This is a genomic window from Streptomyces sp. NPDC032126 (genome assembly GCF_055580085.1).
The window spans coordinates 153,615-173,135 of the sequence record NZ_JBVIMA010000012.1 but is presented as its reverse complement, the minus strand read 5'-3'; the positions used below and the strand labels follow the sequence as shown (position 1 = coordinate 173,135).

Annotated in this window: 20 protein-coding genes; 8 read left to right on the top strand and 12 right to left on the bottom strand. The window is 69.9% G+C overall.

Features of this window, described 5'->3' with window-relative positions; translation table 11 throughout:
* Positions 1-135 precede the first annotated feature (135 nt).
* Positions 136-681, top strand: coding sequence for a GNAT family N-acetyltransferase (locus tag ACZ5NW_RS34735; RefSeq protein ID WP_468747998.1), 546 nt, complete (start codon positions 136-138; stop codon positions 679-681).
* A gap of 23 nt (positions 682-704) precedes the next feature.
* On the opposite strand, the gene ACZ5NW_RS34730 is transcribed toward ACZ5NW_RS34735, so the two are convergent.
* The 6 genes from ACZ5NW_RS34730 to ACZ5NW_RS34705 form a co-directional block, all read right to left on the bottom strand.
* Positions 705-2,207: a type VI secretion protein gene (locus ACZ5NW_RS34730; protein WP_468747997.1), complete on the bottom strand. Its 1,503-nt coding sequence runs from the start codon at positions 2,205-2,207 to the stop codon at positions 705-707.
* Between the two features lie 11 nt (positions 2,208-2,218).
* Positions 2,219-3,631 (bottom strand): ATP-binding protein, encoded by a 1,413-nt coding sequence (locus ACZ5NW_RS34725; RefSeq protein ID WP_468747996.1) that lies wholly within the window; start codon positions 3,629-3,631, stop codon positions 2,219-2,221.
* A gap of 6 nt (positions 3,632-3,637) precedes the next feature.
* Positions 3,638-5,197 carry an SCO6880 family protein gene (locus ACZ5NW_RS34720; protein ID WP_468747995.1) on the bottom strand — a complete coding sequence of 520 codons (1,560 nt, stop codon included), beginning with the start codon at positions 5,195-5,197 and terminating at the stop codon, positions 3,638-3,640.
* Positions 5,194-6,564, bottom strand: a complete 1,371-nt coding sequence (locus ACZ5NW_RS34715) for a hypothetical protein (protein WP_468747994.1) — start codon at positions 6,562-6,564, stop codon at positions 5,194-5,196. Before ACZ5NW_RS34715 ends, ACZ5NW_RS34720 begins: the two co-directional genes overlap by 4 nt.
* A complete protein-coding gene (locus tag ACZ5NW_RS34710; RefSeq protein WP_468747993.1) occupies positions 6,554-7,399 on the bottom strand; it encodes a DUF8175 domain-containg protein in 846 nt (281 codons plus the stop codon). Before ACZ5NW_RS34710 ends, ACZ5NW_RS34715 begins: the two co-directional genes overlap by 11 nt.
* Positions 7,400-7,576: 177 nt before the next feature.
* The gene (locus ACZ5NW_RS34705) at positions 7,577-7,885 is read right to left on the bottom strand and encodes a hypothetical protein (protein WP_014673544.1); all 309 of its coding nucleotides are present in this window, start codon (positions 7,883-7,885) and stop codon (positions 7,577-7,579) included.
* A gap of 394 nt (positions 7,886-8,279) precedes the next feature.
* On the opposite strand from ACZ5NW_RS34705, the gene ACZ5NW_RS34700 reads away from it, so the two are divergent.
* From ACZ5NW_RS34700 to ACZ5NW_RS34690, 3 genes are all read left to right on the top strand, one after another.
* Complete coding sequence (locus ACZ5NW_RS34700) at positions 8,280-9,044, top strand: trypsin-like serine peptidase (protein WP_468747992.1); 765 nt, start codon at positions 8,280-8,282, stop codon at positions 9,042-9,044.
* A gap of 157 nt (positions 9,045-9,201) precedes the next feature.
* A complete protein-coding gene (locus ACZ5NW_RS34695) occupies positions 9,202-10,209 on the top strand; it encodes a C40 family peptidase (RefSeq protein ID WP_468747991.1) in 1,008 nt (335 codons plus the stop codon).
* A 171-nt stretch (positions 10,210-10,380) separates the two neighbouring features.
* The gene (locus tag ACZ5NW_RS34690) at positions 10,381-11,085 is read left to right on the top strand and encodes a phosphatase PAP2 family protein (protein ID WP_468747990.1); all 705 of its coding nucleotides are present in this window, start codon (positions 10,381-10,383) and stop codon (positions 11,083-11,085) included.
* On the opposite strand, the gene ACZ5NW_RS34685 is transcribed toward ACZ5NW_RS34690, so the two are convergent.
* On the bottom strand, positions 11,082-12,650 hold the full coding sequence (locus ACZ5NW_RS34685) for an FAD-binding oxidoreductase (protein ID WP_468747989.1): 1,569 nt from the start codon (positions 12,648-12,650) through the stop codon (positions 11,082-11,084). The two genes, ACZ5NW_RS34690 and ACZ5NW_RS34685, sit on opposite strands and share 4 nt — an antisense overlap.
* Positions 12,651-12,715: 65 nt before the next feature.
* Positions 12,716-12,898 carry a hypothetical protein gene (locus tag ACZ5NW_RS34680; protein WP_468747988.1) on the bottom strand — a complete coding sequence of 61 codons (183 nt, stop codon included), beginning with the start codon at positions 12,896-12,898 and terminating at the stop codon, positions 12,716-12,718.
* 141 nt (positions 12,899-13,039) lie between these two features.
* On the opposite strand from ACZ5NW_RS34680, the gene ACZ5NW_RS34675 reads away from it, so the two are divergent.
* Positions 13,040-13,876: an SCO4651 family lipoprotein gene (locus ACZ5NW_RS34675; RefSeq protein ID WP_468747987.1), complete on the top strand. Its 837-nt coding sequence runs from the start codon at positions 13,040-13,042 to the stop codon at positions 13,874-13,876.
* 119 nt (positions 13,877-13,995) lie between these two features.
* Entirely contained in the window at positions 13,996-14,163 is a 168-nt protein-coding gene (locus tag ACZ5NW_RS34670) for a hypothetical protein (RefSeq protein ID WP_468748010.1), read from the top strand.
* 39 nt (positions 14,164-14,202) lie between these two features.
* On the opposite strand, the gene ACZ5NW_RS34665 is transcribed toward ACZ5NW_RS34670, so the two are convergent.
* Complete coding sequence (locus tag ACZ5NW_RS34665; RefSeq protein WP_468747986.1) at positions 14,203-14,541, bottom strand: metal-sensitive transcriptional regulator; 339 nt, start codon at positions 14,539-14,541, stop codon at positions 14,203-14,205.
* A 197-nt stretch (positions 14,542-14,738) separates the two neighbouring features.
* Between ACZ5NW_RS34665 and ACZ5NW_RS34660 the strand changes: the two genes are divergently transcribed.
* A complete protein-coding gene (locus ACZ5NW_RS34660; protein WP_468747985.1) occupies positions 14,739-15,359 on the top strand; it encodes a DUF47 domain-containing protein in 621 nt (206 codons plus the stop codon).
* Positions 15,360-15,367: 8 nt separating this feature from the next.
* Positions 15,368-16,366: an inorganic phosphate transporter gene (locus ACZ5NW_RS34655; protein ID WP_468747984.1), complete on the top strand. Its 999-nt coding sequence runs from the start codon at positions 15,368-15,370 to the stop codon at positions 16,364-16,366.
* A gap of 129 nt (positions 16,367-16,495) precedes the next feature.
* Here ACZ5NW_RS34655 and pstB read toward each other — a convergent pair whose 3' ends face one another.
* The 3 genes from pstB to pstC form a co-directional block, all read right to left on the bottom strand.
* A complete protein-coding gene (gene pstB / locus ACZ5NW_RS34650) occupies positions 16,496-17,272 on the bottom strand; it encodes a phosphate ABC transporter ATP-binding protein PstB (protein WP_468747983.1) in 777 nt (258 codons plus the stop codon).
* A 69-nt stretch (positions 17,273-17,341) separates the two neighbouring features.
* On the bottom strand, positions 17,342-18,406 hold the full coding sequence (pstA, locus tag ACZ5NW_RS34645) for a phosphate ABC transporter permease PstA (protein WP_468747982.1): 1,065 nt from the start codon (positions 18,404-18,406) through the stop codon (positions 17,342-17,344).
* Positions 18,403-19,413: a phosphate ABC transporter permease subunit PstC gene (gene pstC / locus ACZ5NW_RS34640; RefSeq protein WP_468747981.1), complete on the bottom strand. Its 1,011-nt coding sequence runs from the start codon at positions 19,411-19,413 to the stop codon at positions 18,403-18,405. Before pstC ends, pstA begins: the two co-directional genes overlap by 4 nt.
* Positions 19,414-19,521: the final 108 nt, after the last annotated feature.

Genomic DNA, 19,521 nt, shown 5'->3' with positions numbered 1-19,521 from the left:
GTACTGCAGGGGGGACCCTGTGGGAGAGTAGGACACCGCCGAACAATCATTGTGGGAAACCCCGCACCGTTATGGTGCGGGGTTTTCTGCGTTTATGGCTCTTGTTTACGGCTCTTTTCGGCTTACGATCACCGCATGGACTATGACGTGCGAGCCATACGGGCCGACGAGTGGGCCGCGGTGAAGGAGCTGCGGCTGGCCTCATTGCGGGATCCCCTGGCTCACCTGGCCTTCGTCGACACGTATGAGAACGCGCTCGCACGGCCCGATTCCTTCTGGCAGGAGCGGGCCGCGGGGGCCGCGGAAGGCGCCACCGGGGCACGGCAGTTCGTGGCCGAGGCCGGCGACGGGGCGTGGGTGGGATCGCTGGCCGTGCTGCTGGAGGAGCCCGGTACGCGGGACTGGGCGGGGTTTCCCGTCGAGCGGCGGCAGGGGCATGTCGTAGGTGTGTATGTGCGGCCCGCTTGGCGGGGGTCCGGGGTGAGCAAGGCGCTGTTCGAGGCGGGGCTGGCGTGGGCCTGGGAGCGGGACGTGGAGCGGGTCCGGCTCATCGTGCATCAGGAGAACGGGCCGGCTCAGGCGCTCTATCGCAGGCTGGGGTTCGTGCCCAGCGGGGTGACCGTGCCGTTGGACGGCGAGGGCGGGGAGTCCGAGTTGGAGTTCGTGCTGGACAGGTCGTAGCGGCCTCTTCGCGGGGGCGCGACTCAGACGGGGAGTTCCGTGTGGGGCCAGCGGGCCCTCGCCTGTTCGCGGGAGCGGAGGAGCGCGAGGGTGGGGAGGCCGTGGTCCTTGCCCTCGGCGAGGAGGTCAGGGAGCTGGGGGAGCGGGGCGACGGCCGCCACGTCGTCCAGGATCAGCGTGAGTGGTGGGTCGAGGCGGCCGGAGGGTGACCGTTCGGCCATGCGCCGGCCGCGCTCGACCACGCTTGCGAGGAGTGCCGTCAGGAACGGCATCGCGCCTGGGGTCGTACGGGGGTCCTCGATGGATTCGCCCACTACGTAAAGCGTTCCCCCTTCCGCGATGAAGGAATCCAAGGCGAGGGCGTCGGATCGGTTGGGTGTGCACGCTTCTCGGATGTTGACCGTGGTGAGGGCGGCCAGGGCCCGGGACATCAGTTCCTGGGCGATGTCCTTGCGTTCCGGGTGGGCGGTCAGGGCGGCTTCCAGTTCGCCCGCGGTGCCGGAGGACGCCTTGGGGCTGGTGCGGAGGATGCGGACGGCGTCCTGGATCTGCGTGCCCTGGGTCCAGCGGTGGACGTGGCGGATCGTGCGGCCGTCGATGGCCGCGGCGTGGAGGTAGCAGCGGAGGAGGGTTTCCGCGGTGTCGGCGATCGCCTGGTCCAGGCGGGAGGTGGGGCGGACGGGCGTGAGGAGGGCTGTCGCCCGCTCGGCCGCCCGTTGTTTCGTCTCGCAGCCGGCCGTGGGGGACCAGTGGAGGCGGGCCGGGGTGTCGCAGAGGTGGGTGGGGTCGTAGAGGAGGACGGGGCCGAGTTTGGCTCGGGGGTCCTTGGTGTTGTGCCAGAGGGTGGGGTTCGAGGTGAGGACCAGGGCGGGGCCGGGGGCGTCCTGGAGGGCTTCGGCCGCGGTGGTCTGGCGGCTTTCCCTCGGGGCGATGAGGATCTTTTCCCATCCGGCCGCCTGTGCGCCCTTGGGGGTGAGGCTGACGTCCAGGCGGGTCTCCTCGGCCTGAACCGCGTCAGCCTCCGGTGCCCTCGGCGTCGGCACTTCGTGCGCCTGTACCGCCGGCACCGGCATCTCGGGTGCGGCGGTGGCCGGCAGCGGCAGTTCATGGGAGCCCGGTGCCGTCGGCTGCTGCTCCCGTCGCCTCCTTCTCACCGCCCGCCATCTCGCCACGGTCCCCATCGTGAACACCGTCAGGACGAACAGGATCATCAGCTGGCCGATGAACAGGCCCCAGAACAGGCCGTAGCCCGAGAGCTGGCTGCCGGGGGTGTCGGGCCAGGCGCCGGTGATGTCGTGGGGGCTGCCGATCAGGTGGCGCATCGCCAGCGGGGTGCGGGTGAAGGTGACGTGGGACGGCCAGCTGCCGTGGGAGGCGTAGGCGGCGAGGCCCGTGGCCGTCCAGACCAGGAGCGTCATGCCGAGCAGGAAGGCGAGTATGCCGATCAGCAGGCCGTCCGGGATGCCGCCCTGGGCGTCCCGGACCGTGCTGGGGGCGGCACGGCCGCCCTGGTCGTCCCGTCTCACGGTCCCCCCCCTTACGCCACCGTCGATTCGGAGTCGCCCAGGTGCTGTTCCATGAACGCGGCGGCCCGCTGTTCCGCTTCCAGCTCGGCGGCGTGCAGCGCGTCGTCGTGTTCCAGGTCGGCCGAGGACTCGGTCATCGCGCGGTCCGTGAAGACCAGGGGGCGTTCCGTCTCCGTGACCAGGTGTTTGACCACCTGGACATTGCCGTTGACGTCCCAGACCGCGATGCCGGGGGTGAGGGTGGGGATGATCTCCACCGCCCACCTCGGCAGGCCGAGGACGCGGCCGGTGGCCCGTGCCTCGTCCGCCTTCTGGGCATAAATCGTCCTGGTCGACGCCATCTTGAGGATCGCCGCGGCCTCCTTCGCGGCCGCTCCGTCCACGACGTCCGAGAGGTGGTGGACGACGGCCACGAAGGACAGGCCGAGGCGGCGGCCGAACTTCAGCAGGCGCTGGAACAGCTGGGCGACGAAGGGGCTGTTGATGATGTGCCAGGCCTCCTCGACGAGGAAGATGCGCTTCTTCCGGTCGGGGCGGATCCAGGTGTGCTCCAGCCACACGCCGACGATCGCCATCAGGATGGGCATGGCGATGGAGTTGCGGTCGATGTGGGAGAGGTCGAAGACGATCAGGGGGGCGTCGAGGTCGATGCCGACGGTCGTCGGGCCGTCGAACATGCCGCGCAGGTCGCCGTCGACCAGGCGGTCCAGGACGAGGGCCACATCCAGGCCCCAGGCCCGTACGTCGTCTATGGCGACGTTCATCGCCTCGGCCGACTCGGGTTCGGGGTGGCGCAGCTGCTCGACGATGTCGGTGAGGACCGGCTGGCGTTCGACGATCGTCTCGTTGACGTAGGCGTGGGCGACCTTGAGGGCGAAGCCGGAGCGTTCGTCCAGGCCGTGGCCCATGGCGACTTCGATGATCGTGCGGAGCAGGGCCAGCTGGCCCGTCGTGGTGATCGACGGGTCGAGGGGGTTGAGGCGGATGCCGTGGTTCAGGGCGGCCGTCGGGTCCAGGCGGATGGGAGTTATCCCCAGCTCCTCGGCGATGAGGTTCCATTCGCCGACGCCGTCCTCGCCCTGGGCGTCCAGGACGACGACCTGGCGGTCACGGAAGCGGAGTTGGCGCAGGACGTAGGTCTTCTCCAGGGCCGACTTGCCGTTGCCGGACTCGCCGAGGACGAGCCAGTGGGGGGCCGGGAGCTGCTGGCCGTAGAGCTGGAAGGGGTCGTAGATGTAGCCCTTGCCGGAGTACACCTCGCGGCCGATGATCACGCCCGAGTCGCCGAGGCCGGGCGCGGCGGTCGGGAGGTAGACCGCCTGGGCCTGGCCCGTCGAGGTGCGCACGGGGAGCCGGGTCGTCTCCACCTTCCCGAAGAGGAAGGACGTGAAGGCGTCGGTGAGGACGGACAGCGGGTCCCGCATCAGGTCCTACCTCCGAATGCCGGTGGCGAAGGGAAGCGTGTTCACGAAGGCCCGGTGGTGCTCGCGGTCGCACCACTCCAGCTTCAGATACGACTTGCCGGCGGAGGCCCTTATCGTCCGTTTGTCGCGGGCGAGGGCCTCGGGGGTGCGGGAGGAGACGGTGATGTAGCCGACCAGGTTGACGCCCGCGGCGCCGCTCGCGAGGTCTTCGCCCCGCTGGTCGAGGCGGGAGTGGGCGGCCACGTCACGGGGGTCGACCGTGCGGTTCATCTTGGCGGCGCGGCTGGCCTCGGCCTCGTCGTTCGTCTTCTCGGTGAGCATGCGTTCGATGGCGACCTCGGTGGGTTCGAGGTCCATCGTGACGGCGACGGTGCGGATGACGTCGGGGGTGTGGACGAGGAGGGGGGCGAGGAAGTTCACGCCGACGGGGGTCATGGGCCACTCCTTGATCCAGGCGGTGGCGTGGCACCAGGGGGCGCGGGTGGCGGACTCGCGGGTCTTGGCCTGGAGGAAGGTGGGCTCCATGGCGTCGAGTTCGGCCGGCCAGGCGTTGCGGCGGGTCATCGCCTGGATGTGGTCGATGGGGTGGTCCGGGTCGTACATGGAGTGGATGAGGGAGGCGAGGCGGCCCTGGCCGAGGGGCTGGCGGACGCGGATGTCCGCCTCCTGGAGGCGGGAGCAGATGTCGGTCAGTTCGCGGGCCATGACGACGGCGAGGCCGGCGTCCCGGTCCAGTTTGCGGCCGGACTGGGGGCGGGCCGCGCGGGCCATGGCGTGGGCCTCGGCGGCGAGTTCGCGCGTGTAGTGCATGCAGGCGACGAGGTAGGCGCGGTGCTGCTCGCTGCTGGTCGACACCATGGACTGGAGCTGGTCGTAGGACTGCTGGAGCCAGGCCGGTGCCTTCTCGTCGCCGCGCTGGCTGACGTCCTTGGCGTGGGCGTCGGGGTCGGCGGGGAGGGTGCGGGCGAGCATCTGGAGGCGGGTGACGAAGCCGTCGCCGTTGGCCACGTGCTTGAGGAGCGTGCCGAAGCGGTCGACGAGGGCTTCCTGGTCCTCGCTGTCGCGCAGGCCGACGCCGGGGCCCTCGATCTCGATGGCCGCGGTGACGGTGCGGCGGTCGGCGTGCAGGAGTACGGCGATCTCGTCGGGGCCGAAGGGGGCGGCGAGCCAGCTGATGCGGCCGATGCCCGGGGGCGGGGCGACCTCCATCTCCTGGCCGTCGATGCGGGTGCCGGCCTCCATGGCGCCGGAGCGGTAGACGGTGCCGCGGCGCAGGGAGCGCTTGTAGCTGCGGTTGATCTCGAACCACTTGTAGAACGTGCGGTGCTTGTACGGCACGTAGACCGCGGCGAGTGCCAGGAGCGGGAAGCCGGTCAGGAGCACGATCCGCAGGGGGAGGACGGGGACGAGGAGACCGCACATCATGCCGAGGAACGCGCCCACGATGATGAGCGCGATCTCGCCGGTCTCGCGGTTGCGGCCGACGATGGCGTTCGGCCGGGCGCGGCCGATCAGATATGTACGGCGGGGCGTGACCGGATGGGACACGTGGGACTCGGTCGTCAACGCCCTTCACCTCCCGTGCGGTTGGTACTGCTGTTGCGGTTGTTGCTGGCGTGGGGCGTGCTGACCGGGCTGCTCGCGCGGGGCGCGGGTGCGGCGGAGGGGACAGATCCGCCGCCACCGCCGGTCGCGGGGCGGGTGCTGTGGGCGGCTACGCCGCCGCTGGCCGGGTTGGCGGGGCGGGGGGTGTTGGCGGAGGACGCGCCGCCGTTGCCCCCGTCGTTCGCGCGGGTGCTGTGGGTCTTGATGCCCTGGGCGACGAGGGTCGCGGGGGAGCTGATGACGGCGGCGGCCTTGCCTTCGGCGCCCTGCATGATGCGGTTGTTGCGGGAGTTGGCGATCTCGTCGCCGAAGCCGGGGACGAAGCGGTAGATCATCGCGGAGGCGAAGATGGCGAGCAGGATGATCGCGAGGCCGGAGACGACGGCGGAGAAGGCGTTGGGGCCGTCGTCGGCGGAGAGGGCGCCGGCCAGGCCGAGGACGATGACGATGACCGGTTTGACCAGGATGACGGCGATCATGATGCCGGCCCAGCGGCGGACGTGGCTCCACAGGTTCTTGTCGACGAGGCCGGCGTAGACGACGGTGCCGAGGAGGGCGCCGACGTAGAGGAGGGCGGCGCGGATGACGAGCTCCAGCCAGAGGACGCCGGCGGCGAGGATGCTGACGAGGGAGACGACGATCAGCATGATCGGGCCGCCGCCGATGTTCTCGCCCTTGGCGAGGGCGGCGGAGAAGGTGCCGAAGAAGGTGTCGGTCTGGTCGCCGGTGGTTTTGGCGAGGACGTCGGTGATGCCGTCGGTGGCCGAGACGACGGTGTAGAGGATCAGGGGGGTGAAGGCGGAGGCGAGGACGGTGAGCCAGAGGAAGCCGATGGCCTCGGAGATCGCGGTGGTGAGGGGGACGCCTCGGACCGCGCGCTTGGCTACCGCCAGGAGCCAGAGGAGGAGGGTGAGGACGGTGGAGGCGGCGAAGACGACGGCGTACTGCTGGAGGAACCTGGCGTTGGTGAAGTCGACGTTCGCGGTGTCCTTGACGGCCTCGCTGAGCTTGTCGACGGTCCAGGAGGCGGCGTCGGCACAGCCCTTGGCGAGGGAGGAGAGGGGGTCGAGGGTGTCGGAGACGCCGGGGTTGGTGGTGCGGGAGGGGTTGTTGCCGCGTTCGCAGTACTTCTTGGCCTGGCCGGTGATCAGGCTGCAGTCAAGGCTTCCCGACGGCGACGGTGACGGCGACGGGGACCCTGACGGTGAAGGCGTCGGGCTCGGCGACGGCGGGGCGGCGAGGGCGCGTGTGGCCAGCAGGACGGCCGTGGTCTGAGCGGCTGTCACCATGCCGGCGAGCGTGAGCACACGGCGGGTCTTACCGGGCATAGGTGAACCCTCCGTACTCCTCGATGGCCTTGCTGATCTCGTCGGAGGTGGACGCTTTGTCGTCGCCGGGGACGGGGGACGGGCCGTCCGTCTGGGTGTCGTTCACGACTTTCCAGTCGTTTCCGATCCAGCGCAGGTCGAAGGTCCAGGTCTTCCAGGAGGTGGTGACCGGGTCGGTGGAGCTCACACCGGACATGCCGATCAGGCCGACGTACCAGACCGCGATCTTGGCGCTGGTGCCGGAGTACTGCGGGACGGTGGTGCCGACGGGGGTCACGCGCGACACGAACGTGCTCCCCTCCGGTGCCTTCCCGTTCGCGTCCAGGCCCATCTTGGCGAGGAAGTCGGCGGAGTAGGCCTGGTCCAGGGCGGTTTGGAGTCTGGTGGCGGCGTCGGCGGTGTAGAGGGCGCCGACGATGGTGTGGCGGGTGTCCTTCTGGAACATGCCGGTCGAGCCGAGCACGACCGCGTAGTTGGCGGCCGCGGACTGGGCGCCCTGCTGGGTGTGGGCGAAGCCGGAGGGGATCCCGGCCGCGCTCTTCGTCTGGACCGGGCTGGTGCCGGTCGCGGCGGTGGAAGTGGCCCGGGGCTTGGCGGCTGTGTCGGTGGTGGTGTTCGGGGAGGTGTCGGACGTGTCGCCTCCGCGGTTCGCGAAGGCGATGGCTGCGATGAGGAGGACGACGACGCCGACCACCGTGATGAGGCTGCGTGAGGAGGAGCGGCCGGCGCGGCGGGCGCCGCCGTAGGGGTCGTTCTCGGGCAGCCGGAGGCGGGTCCGGCCGCTGCCGCCGTAGACGTACCCTTCGTCCGGCCCGTAGTCCTGTTCGTCGCTCATGCCGTGTACGCCCCCTCGTTGCCGTACCGGAACGCGTAGAAGTACGACGGTAGCCGTGCTGGTTCCCGCGCGGGCGCGGTGTGGTGACTCGACATCAGGGAAACGCAACCTCAGCCGGTGGGCACGACGGGTGGGTGGGTGGAGGGGGCCGGGCGTGCCCGGAGCGGACCAAGGGGGCTAGACGGCCATGCCGTACACGATCGTGAACAGGGTGCCGAGGGAGCCGATGATGAAGACGCCCGTGAGGCCGGCGATGATCAGGCCCTTGCCCTGTTCGGCGCTGAAGGTGTCGCGCAGGGCCGTGGCGCCGATGCGCTGCTTCGCCGCGCCCCAGACCGCGATGCCGAGGCAGAGCAGGATGGCCACCGCCATCACGACCTCGATCATCACCTTCGCCTCGTTGCCCAGGCTGCCGAAGGGGCCCCAGTCCGGAGCGATCCCGCCGATGATGGTGTTGATGTCTCCCTTGTCGGCCGCAAAGAGCATGTAAGTCACCGCCCCTGGTGGGTAGTTCCGCCGTCCCCTGCGGAGTGCAGAGGTCACGCCTCATTCTCGCCGACGATGGCGCTGTCGTATGTCGACTTGGCGCCATTGATGGGCGGGATTCGTACGAATACCTGCGTACGGTTACTCTGTGTATCACGGCACGTCACGCCGGGCAATGAAGTCTGGGCGGAACCTGTCGTGTGGTTCCGTCGTTGACCCACTTTCGCGGCCGTGCGCGGTTGGTGACGGCCGGTCGGGTGAGAGCCCGCTCCGATGTTCTCACGCGGGGCGCGGGGACCGGGGGCGGGGTTACCCTGGGTGACATTTGGTGTTCACAGGCGGTTCCCACGCGCGTCTGAGTGTTTTCTCACCTTGGTGGGGCACAGTGGCTGTGATGAAGCGCATCTCCCGCCCCTCGGGCAACCGCAGGCGCGCGCTGCTGGCGGCGTTCGCGCTGCTGGCCGTGCCCTCGGCGTCGGCCGCCGCGGCGGACGCGGGGAGCGGGCCCCTGGGGGTCACCGTGGTCGCCCCGGAGTCCGCGCGCGTGGGTGCCCTCTTCGGCACCGAGAGCATCGGCCATTTCGCCGGGCAGCACTTCTGCACCGCGTCCGTCGTGCACGCCCCGCGGCGGGACCTCCTGGTCACCGCCGCGCACTGCCTGGAGGGGATCGCCGCAACCGATCTGGTGTTCGTACCCGCGTACAAGAGCGGCGGGGCGCCCTACGGCGTGTGGCATCTGCGGGGGCGGTTCCTGCCCGACGGATGGGCGCGGCGGCAGGACGAGGACAGCGACATCGCCTTCGCGGTCGTCGCGCCGCTGCACGGGAAGAACATCGAGGACGTGGTCGGGGCGAACCGTTTCGTCACCGGTACCACGACCGGCGCCACCGCGGTCACCGTCACCGGCTATCCCGACGCCATCGAGGCCCCGATCGTCTGCACCAACAAGCCTCGCCGGCACAGCTCCACCCAGCAGCGGATCGCCTGTCCCGCCTTCACCGGCGGCACGAGCGGCAGTCCGTGGGTGAACGGCGACCACGAGGTGGTCGGGGTCCTGGGCGGGCATGAGCAGGGCGGGGCGACGCCGGACGTCTCGTACAGCGTGGTGCTCGGGTCGGAGGCCGCCGAGCTGTACCGGGACGCCGCCTCCGACGATTGAGCGGGACCACGTCATACCTGGTGCGCCGTCAGTTCCGGGCTCGGCCGGGTGAACCGCGCGTCACCGGCCGTCTTCGGTCGTTCCGTGCGTGATCACTTCATCCCGGGGGGCTCGCCTCTACACTGACGTGGGCGTATTGCCGCGCGGCGGAGGGTGGTTGACGGTGCGTAAGCCATGGGTCGTGGCGACCGTTGTCGCGGGCGCCGGCACCGCCTTCATGATGACGCTCGTCATCGGGGTGTATCTGATCGCCGGGAACATGGTGAACGGCGTCGGTTCCGGGACCAAGGCGCTGGCCAAGGGTTCCGTGCCGGCCGCGTACCAGGCCCTCGTGCAGAAGTGGGGCAATCTGTGCCCCGCGATCAACCCGGCGCTGCTCGCCGCCCAGCTCTACCAGGAGAGCGGGTTCAACCCGCGCGCGCAGAGCGCCGCGGCCGCGCAGGGGATAGCGCAGTTCATCCCCGGGACCTGGGCGACGCACGGCGTCGACGGCGACGGGGACGGCGACCGGGACGTGTGGGACCCGAATGACGCGATTCCGTCGGCCGCGTCGTACGACTGCGAGCTCGCGAAGTACGTGAAGGACGTCCCCGGGGACATCACGAAGAACATGCTCGCCGCCTACAACGCGGGCGCCTACGCGGTCATCAAGTACGGGGGCGTGCCGCCGTACGGCGAGACGCGCAACTACGTGAAGACGATCACCACCCTGGAGGACTCCTTCGCCGCGCCGGTGGGCCGTCTCAGCCCCACGCAGCAGGCCGCCGGGGCCATCACCTACGCGCAGAAGAAGCTCGGCACGCCCTATCTGTGGGGCGGGAACGGCACCGCTGACCAGGGCGGACGCTTCGATTGCTCGGGTCTGACCAAGGCCGCCTACGAGAGCGTCGGCATCACCCTGCCCCGCGTCGCCAACGACCAGTACAACGCCGGCGCGCACCCCTCCCGGGAGGAACTGCTCCCCGGGGATCTGGTGTTCTTCTCCAAGGATCCGACCAACTCCCGGGCCATCCATCACGTGGGGATCTACGTCGGCGGCGGGTACATGATCGACGCGCCGCGGACGGGGGCGGTCATCCGCTTCGACCCCATCGACACCTCCGAGTACTTCGGGGCCACACGGGTCACCGAAGATGGCGCGAAAGCGCTGCCCACCCGGGTGTGAACGCGCTGTGAAGTCGGGCCCTGAGCTGGGGCGATGTATCTCTCTTCGATAACGTCTGAGTGATCATTCAGTGGAGAGTGGAACGTATCAACCGGGGCCGTGCGTTCCTGTTAGGGCGTGGCGCGCGCGTGAGGTGCGCCGGGCGGAACACGACGAAGGGGCCGCAGCACCATGGCTGGACTCGCCGAATCCGGGTCGAACCCCGACGTCGACCTGCTCTATGACATCAACGGCCTCGCGAAGGACGCGCCGCACTGGTTGGACCGCGTCGTCGAGTTCGTCGGGGAGTACGGGCTGCTGCTCGCCATGGTCCTGCTCGTGCTGTGGTGCTGGTGGGGTGTGCGGCGGCGGCCCGGAGGGGCCGAGGAGGCGGCGTCGGGGGTGGCCGCGCTGGTGTGGGCGCCGCTCGCCGCGGCCATCGCCGTGCTCGTCAATGTGCCGATCCGGGGGTTCGTCGAGCGGCCCCGGCCGTTCCGCGATCACGAGGGGATCGAGGTCCTCGTCTCCGGCAAGACCGACTACTCCTTCGTCAGCGACCACGCCACGCTGACGATGGCGATGGGGGTCGCCCTCTTCGTCGCCAACCGGAAGTTCGGGATCGTCGGGATCCTGCTGGCCCTGGCGGAGGGGTTCTGCCGGGTGTACATGGGCGTGCACTATCCGACGGACGTGGTGGGCGGGTTCGCGCTCGGTACGGCTGTCGCGTTGCTGCTGTCGCCCGTTGCCTCGGCCCTGCTCACGCCTGTGCTGAAGGCTGTTGAGCGGTCCCCTCGGGTGGGGTGGGTGGTGCGCAGCCGGTCGGCTCGCGCGGCCACGGCCGTGATTCCGGGGGCCCGGACCGAGGCGAGCGCGGAAGAACGGGACCTCGCGGCCTAGAGCGCCTGAGGGAAGGTGAAGAGGCGCCCCGGGTCGTACTGCCGCTTCAGCTGGGTCAGACGCGTCGCCGCCTGTCCGTAGTACGCCTGCTTCCAGTTCGTCAGGGTCGGGTCCGTGTAGTTCTGGTACGCCGCTCCCGACGCGTAGGGCTTCATCGCGCCGTGGGCCGAGGTGAGCCACTGCTGGGCCGTCGTGCCCGGGGTGCCCGCTCGCCAGGAGGCGATGTACTGGGCCAGCATGCGGGAGCGGCGGTGGACGAAGGCCGTCGCCGTGGGGGAGACCCGGTTGACCGCGCCGCCCAGGGCCGTCAGCGCGATGCTGCCGGAGCCGCCGCGCACGCCCTTGATCTGCGCGAGCAGGGCCTGGACGCCGGCCGTCGTCAGGGAGCGGTCGAAGAAGTCCGAGCGGGCCGCGTACGTCTCCCGGTGCAGGGCGCCCTGCGGGGAGCGGCCCGGGGTCGAACCGGGGAGGTGGCACTGGGCGTCGGTGGAGAAGGAGGAGCAGCCGGCGTAGATCTCCATCGCCTCCTCGTAGGAGCGGCGGCGCAGGGAGACGGTGGTCGCGGGGGCGCCGACGCGGGAGGCGAGGCGGTCGACGGCGTTCTGCAGCTCGCCGTAGGTGCCGATGCAGAAGGCGGCGACGGAGACCGTGGGGATGCTGCCGGGCGCGTTCGCCAGGTGCAGGGACGACCAGATCTCGTCGGGCTGGCTGGGGCCCCACTCCTGCCAGGCCCGCACCACCGCGGCCGCCTTCGACCACGGCCAGGTGAGGTAGCCGGTCACCGCCTGGGGTGCCGGGTGGGTGCGGAAGCGCAGTTCGGTGACGACGCCGAAGTTGCCGTTGCCGGCGCCGCGCAGCGCCCAGAAGAGGTCCTTGTTCTGGGTCGCGTTGGCGATGAGCTGGGTGCCGTCGGCGGTGACGATCGTCGCCTGGGTGAGGCTGTCGCAGGTGAGGCCGTACGCGCGGGACACCACGCCGTGGCCGCCGCCGAGCACGAGGCCGGAGACGCCGACCGTGGGGCAGGAGCCGGCCGGGATCGTCACGCCCTTGGCGGCCAGCGCCCGGTAGACGTCGATGAGCTTGGCGCCGGCGCCCACGACCGCCTCGCCGCCGCTGACCCTGATGCGGTTCAGCTTCGACACGTCGAGGATCAGCCGTCCGTCACCGGAGGACCAACCCGCGTAGGAGTGACCGCCGTTGCGGATGGCGACGCGGGTGCCGTGGGCGCGGGCGTACGCCAGGGTCGTACGGATGTCCTCGGCGTGGGCGACGTAGGCCACCGCGGCCGGCTTCAGGGAGTCGAAGCGGGTGTTGTACAGCTGCCGGGCGGACTTCCAGGAGGCGTCGCCGGGGCGGATCAGCGGGCCGTCCAGGCCGCGGTCCAGGGCGGCCCAGTCGGCGGGCGCGGAGGAGGCGGCGGCGGTCAGGGGAACGGTGCCGGTGGCGGCGCTGTTCGTGCTCGCCGTCGGGCTGTGGTCGCCGATGGCGGTGCCGTTGCCCTTGCAGGCCGTCGCGACCGCCGCGAGGGCGGCCGCGCCGCCTCCGATGAACGTACGCCGTTGCATCATGTCCGTCCTCGCGCCTTCCGTGTGCCGTGCGTCGGCCTATCGTGCGAGACGGGTATCACGGGTCAGGGGTTCCAGTCGGCGGAGGCGTGGCCCTCGGCGTCCGTACGGGCCTGGCTTCTCGCGCGGCGGGCCGGGCCGCGCCAGCCGCAGGTGCAGCGGGCGAAACAGAAGCGGCCCTGTTCGACGGTGCTGGTCAGGTGCTCCCCGTCCGTACGGGGAGGGGTCCGGCCGTCCTGCTGTGTCACGAGGACAACGGTACCCAGACGATGTAAGAGGCCGGTATGCGCGTGCCGGAACGGGCGTGCGTGACGGGGCCACTTACGGGTCGTTAACCGGTCGACGGAGGGTCCGTGACGGACGCACCACCGGCTGGGGGTAGGCAGGCGATGACGGAGCGGCAGCACAGGCTGAGGAGTGCGGCGGTGCTCGCGGGGCTGGTCGCCGGGGTCTGCGCGGGGGCCGCCGGATGCGGGCGGGGCGGGGGCGACGGCGACGACGCCGGGGCCGCCGATCCCGTCCGGACGCTGCACCGGGCCGCCGACACGCTGCGGGGCGCGGGCAGTTCCAAGGCGCGTACGTCGATGGAGATGGCCACCGGCGGTACCCGGGTGACCATCCGGGGCGAGGGGGTCTACGACTTCCGCAGGCAGCTGGGCCGGCTGAAGGTGGTGCTGCCGCAGGACCCGGCGGGCACCAGCGAGCACCGGCCGATCACCGAACTCCTCGCGCCCGGCGCGCTGTTCATGAAGAACCGGGGGGCCGGGGTGCCCGCCGACAAGTGGGTGCGCGTGGAGACGTCGACGTTGTCCGACGGGAACCTTGTCACGGGCGGGGCGACCGATCCGCTCGCCGCGGCGGAGGTGCTGCGCGGGACGCGGACGGCGACGTACGTGGGGCGGACCGAGCTGGCGGGGACGGCCGTACGGCACTATCGCGGGACCGCGGATCTGAGCGCGGCCGCGCTGGGCGCCACGGCGGGCAACCGGGCGGCGCTGGCGTCGGCGGCGAAAGGGTTCGCCACGGCGCGGGTGCCGTTCGACGTGTACCTCGACGACGAGGGGCGGATCCGCAAGATCCGGCACCGGTTCAGCTTCGTCAACGGGCACAGCGACAGCGTCGTGTCCGTCGCCTCCACGACGCTGCTGTACGACTTCGGCGCGCCGGTCGTCGTACGGCTGCCGGCGGCCGGGGACATCTACGCCGGGCGGATCGCCGAGGAGTAGCACGCGCGGCGTGGTGGTGACTAGTTCCGTGAACTAGCCCTTCCGTGCCATGCGCGGTGTGTAGGCCGCTCCCTACTCTAGGAAGCTGGTGACGGCACGGCAGAGACGAGGTGATGCGCGTGGCTCCGGTCGGCGGTACGGCAGTTCAGGACCACGTGGCCCTCGCCGAGATCGAGCTGTGCGGGGAGCTGATCATCGCGGCGTCGGCGGCGGAGGAGCGGCTCAGTCTGGAGAGCATCGACGAGGTGCTGAGGGTGGCCGAGGAGCGGGACGCCTCCGGCACGTAGGGCCCCTCGGGTCGCCGCACCGGCCTCTCGCGGGATCGCTCAGGTGCGCATCATGCGGGCGATCGCCTTCGTCGCCTCCTCCACCTTGGCGTCGATCTCGGCGCCGCCCTTGAGGGCCGCGTCGGCGACGCAGTGGCGCAGGTGCTCCTCCAGCAGCTGCAGGGCGAAGGACTGCAGGGCCTTCGTGGAGGCGGACACCTGGGTGAGTATGTCGATGCAGTAGACGTCCTCCTCGACCATGCGCTGCAGGCCGCGGATCTGGCCCTCGATGCGGCGCAGGCGCTTGAGGTGTTCGTCCTTCTGCTTGTGGTAGCCGTGGGTGATGTTTTCGGCCACCGGCTCGGAGGGCGTCGTCACGCCGGCCTCGGTCGTCGTCATCGCGTCCTCCTGATGTCCCATACGTATACCCCTGACGGGTATATGGTAGCCAACTTTGCTGGGTATGAGCCCCTTGGTCCGCCCCTGTGCTGATCACTGTGCCTGATGGGCGACACTGGGGGACGGCCCCTTAGCCGTGGCCGGATGATGCGCTTAGCATCAGCCTGACCGAAACCGATGCATCCCGAGGACCCCACGTGCGCTTTCGTCTGACCCCCAGGGAGACGAGCTTCTATGACATGTTCGCCGCATCCGCGGACAACATCGTCACCGGCTCCAAGCTCCTGATGGAACTGCTCGGGGCGGACACCTCCGCCCGGGCCGAGATCGCGGAGCGCATGCGGGCAGCGGAACACGCGGGCGACGATGCCACACACGCGATCTTCCACCAGCTGAACTCCTCGTTCATCACGCCGTTCGACCGCGAGGACATCTACTCCCTCGCCTCGTCCCTCGACGACATCATGGACTTCATGGAGGAGGCCGTCGACCTCGTCGTCCTCTACAACGTCGAGGAACTGCCGCGCGGGGTCGAGCAGCAGATCGAGGTGCTGGCCCGGGCGGCCGAGCTGACCGCCGAGGCGATGCCGAACCTGCGGACCATGTCCAACCTCACCGAGTACTGGATCGAGGTCAACCGGCTGGAGAACCAGGCCGACCAGATCCACCGCAAGCTGCTCGCCCACCTCTTCAACGGCAAGTACGACGCCATCGAGGTCCTCAAGCTCAAGCAGATCGTGGATGTGCTGGAGGAGGCCGCCGACGCCTTCGAGCACGTGGCGAACACGGTGGAGACCATCGCGGTCAAGGAGTCCTGAGCCCGGCCATGGACACCTTCGCGCTGGTCGTGACCATCCTGGTCGCGCTCTTCTTCACCTATACCAACGGCTTCCACGACTCGGCGAACGCGATCGCCACCTCGGTCTCCACACGGGCGCTCACGCCCCGGGCCGCGCTCGCCATGGCGGCCGTGATGAACCTCGGCGGCGCCTTCCTGGGGTCCGGTGTCGCCAAGACCGTCAGTGAGGGGCTCATCCAGACGCCCGAGGGGTCGCACGGGATGGGGATCCTCTTCGCCGCGCTCGTCGGGGCGATCACCTGGAACCTGATCACCTGGTACTTCGGGCTGCCCTCGTCCTCCTCGCACGCCCTGTTCGGCGGCATGGTGGGGGCCGCGCTCGCGGGCGGGACCACCGTCTACTGGCACGGGGTGCTGGAGAAGGTCGTCATCCCGATGTTCGTCTCGCCGGTCGTGGGTCTGATCGCCGGCTATCTGGTGATGACGGCGATCATGTGGCTCTTCCGCCGGTCCAATCCGCACAAGGCCAAGCGGGGCTTCCGGATCGCGCAGACCGTCTCCGCGGCCGGCATGGCGCTCGGACACGGTCTGCAGGACGCCCAGAAGACCATGGGCATCGTGGTGATGGCGCTGGTCATCGGTGGTGTCGAGGACTACGGCGACCCCATCCCGGTGTGGGTGAAGATCGTGTGCGCCGTGATGCTGTCGCTGGGGACGTACGCCGGTGGCTGGCGGATCATGCGGACGCTGGGGCGGAAGATCATCGAGCTCGATCCGCCGCAGGGGTTCGCCGCGGAGACCACGGGCGCGTCGATCATGTTCACCACCGCGTTCCTGTTCAAGGCGCCCATCTCCACGACGCATGTGATCACGTCCGCGATCATGGGTGTGGGGGCCACCAAGCGGCTCAACGCGGTGCGCTGGGGTGTCGCCAAGAACATCGTGCTCGGCTGGTTCATCACGATGCCGGCGGCGGCGGTGGTCGCCGCCCTGGCCTTCGGCGTGGTGAACCTGGCGTTCCTGTAGCCGCCGGTACGCGTGCGAAGCAAGTGGGCCCGCCCCCGGGAGCCGGGGGCGGGCCCTTTTGCGTCCTCGCGGTGGCACCGCCATGCAGCACCGCGAGGGGTATGGGGTGGCCCGGGGCCTTGAGAAGGCCTAGCCGAAGCGGCCGGAGATGTAGTCCTCCGTGGCCTGGACGGACGGGTTGGAGAAGATCCGCTCCGTCTCGTCTATCTCGATCAGCTTGCCGGGCTGGCCGACCGCCGCGAGGTTGAAGAAGGCCGTGCGGTCCGAGACGCGCGCCGCCTGCTGCATGTTGTGCGTCACGATGACGATCGTGAAGCGCTCCTTCAGCTCACCGATCAGGTCCTCGATCGCGAGCGTGGAGATGGGGTCGAGGGCCGAGCAGGGCTCGTCCATCAGCAGGACCTTCGGCTCGACGGCGATCGCCCGCGCGATGCACAGACGCTGCTGCTGGCCGCCGGACAGACCCGAGCCCGGCTTGTTCAGGCGGTCCTTGACCTCGTTCCAGAGGTTCGCGCCCTTGAGGGACCTCTCGACGATGTCCTGGAGCTCCTGCTTCTTGTACTTGCCGTTCAGCCGCAGCCCCGCCGCCACGTTGTCGAAGATCGACATGGTGGGGAACGGGTTGGGGCGCTGGAAGACCATGCCGATCTCGCGGCGGACCGACACCGGGTCGATGCCTGTGCCGTAGAGGTCCTCGTCGTCCAGGAGCACCTTGCCCTCGACCCGGCCGCCCGGCGTCACCTCGTGCATGCGGTTCAGGGTGCGCAGGAAGGTCGACTTGCCGCAGCCGGAGGGGCCGATGAAGGCCGTCACCGAGCGGGGCTCGACCGTCATCGAGATGTCTTCGATCGCCTTGTGGGAGCCGTAGTAGGCGGTGAGCCCGCTTACGTCGATTCGCTTGGACATTACTTCTTCACTTCCAGAGTCTGGGGGTCGCTGAGAGGGCCCCGTGCGGCGGTAGCCGCGTCTTGATGCTTAGCGACCGGTCTTCGGGGCCTTCCAGCGGGCAATGCCGCGGGCCACCATGTTCAGGATCATCACGAACGCGATCAGCGTCAGGGACGCCGCCCACGCGCGGTCGTACGCCGCAGTCGAACCCGCGCTCTGCGAGTACTGCTGGTAGATGTACAGCGGCAACGACTGCTGCGCACCCTCGAAGGGGTTGTTGTTGATGAACGAGTTGCCGAAGACGAGCAGCAGAACCGGGGCGGTCTCACCCGCGATACGGGCCACGGCCAGCATGATGCCGGTCGTGATGCCGCCGATGGAGGTCGGCAGGACCACCTTCAGGATGGTGCGCCACTTCGGGACGCCGAGCGCCAGGGAGGCCTCGCGCAGCTCGTTCGGGACGAGCTTGAGCATCTCCTCCGTGGAGCGCACGACGACCGGCATCATCAGGATCGCCAGGGCGAGCGAGCCGGCGAAGCCGAAGGGCTGCATGTCCCACATCAGCATCAGGCTGAGGATGAACAGACCCGCGACGATCGACGGGATGCCCGTCATGACGTCGACGAAGAAGGTGACGGCCCTGGCGAGGTTGCCGCGTCCGTACTCCACCAGGTAGATCGCGGTGAGGACGCCGATCGGGGCGCCGATCAGGGTGGCGAGGCCGACCTGTTCGAGGCTGCCGATGATGGCGTGGTAGATGCCGCCGCCCGGCTCGGAGTCGGCGGTCAGACCCATGGAGTGGGTGAGGAAGTAGACGTCGAGGACCTTGATGCCGCGCACCACGGTCGCCCAGACCAGGGAGACGAGCGGGACGCAGGCGAGGAGGAAGGCGACCCAGACCAGGCCGGTCGCGATGCGGTCCTTGGCCTGGCGGCGGCCCTCCACGCGGGCGGCGATGCCATAGGTGGCCACGAGGAAGATCAGGCCGGCGATGAGCGCCCACTGGATGTTGCTGTCCAGGCCGGCGGCGGCGCTGATGCCGAGGCCCAGCGCGACGGAGCCGGCGGCGATGGCCCAGGGGCTCCACTTCGGGAGGCGGGCGCCGCGCAGGCTGCTGGGGGTCCGGTCGGCGACGGCGGTTGCGGTGCTCATGCGTTGGCCCCCGAGTACTCCTTGCGGCGGGCGATGATGAGGCGGGCCGCGCCGTTGACCAGCAGGGTGATGACGAACAGGACCAGACCGGAGGCGATGAGGGCGTCCCGGCCGAACTCGTCCGCCTCGGCGAACTTGCTGGCGATGTTCTGGGCGAAGGTGCCGCCGCCCGGGTTGAGCAGGCTGGCGTGGATGTCGAAGTCGGGGGAGAGGACCGTGGCCACGGCCATCGTCTCGCCGAGGGCGCGGCCGAGGCCGAGCATCGAGGCGGAGATCACGCCGGAGCGGCCGAACGGCAGCACCGACATGCGGATGACCTCCCAGCGCGTGGCGCCGAGGGCGAGGGCCGCCTCCTCCTGCATCAGCGGGACCTGGCGGAAGACCTCACGGCTGACGTTGGTGATGATCGGCAGGATCATGATCGCCAGCAGGATGCCGACGGTGAGCATGGAGCGCGGGGCGCCCTCTTCCCAGGAGAAGATCCCGGTCCAGCCGAAGTAGTCGTTCAGCCAGCCGAACAGGCCGTTCATGTGCGGGACGAGGATCAGGGCGCCCCACAGGCCGTAGACGATGGACGGCACGGCGGCGAGCAGGTCGATCACATAGGCGACCGGGCCGCTCAGCCTGCGCGGGGCGTAGTGGGTGAGGAACAGAGCGATGGAGACGGCGACCGGCACCGCGATGACCATGGCGATGATCGAGGAGACGATCGTGCCGAAGGCGAGGACGGCGATGCCGAACGTCGGGGGCTGGAGCCCGGTGTTCCACTCGAAGGTGGTCAGGAAGTTGCCGTCGTCCTTGCCGATCGCGATGAAGGCGCGGTACGTGAGGAAGCCGGCGATCGCGGCCATGATCGCGAGCAGCAGGATGCCCGACCCGCGGGAGAGACCGAGGAAGACACGGTCACCGGGCCGGGTGGCGCCGCGGGCCGCGCGCTTCTTCTCGACGACCCTGGCGTGGGATGTGGGGGGAGGCTTTTCGTCTGTCTTCTGTGTCGATATGTCCATGGGGGTTCTCCGGTCTGCGGAGCCGCTCGCCATGAGCGGCTCGGGCGGGGCCGGGTTGGCGGCCCCTGGCGGCGGTGCACCGGACGGTGTGGTCCGGACCCGGTGCCG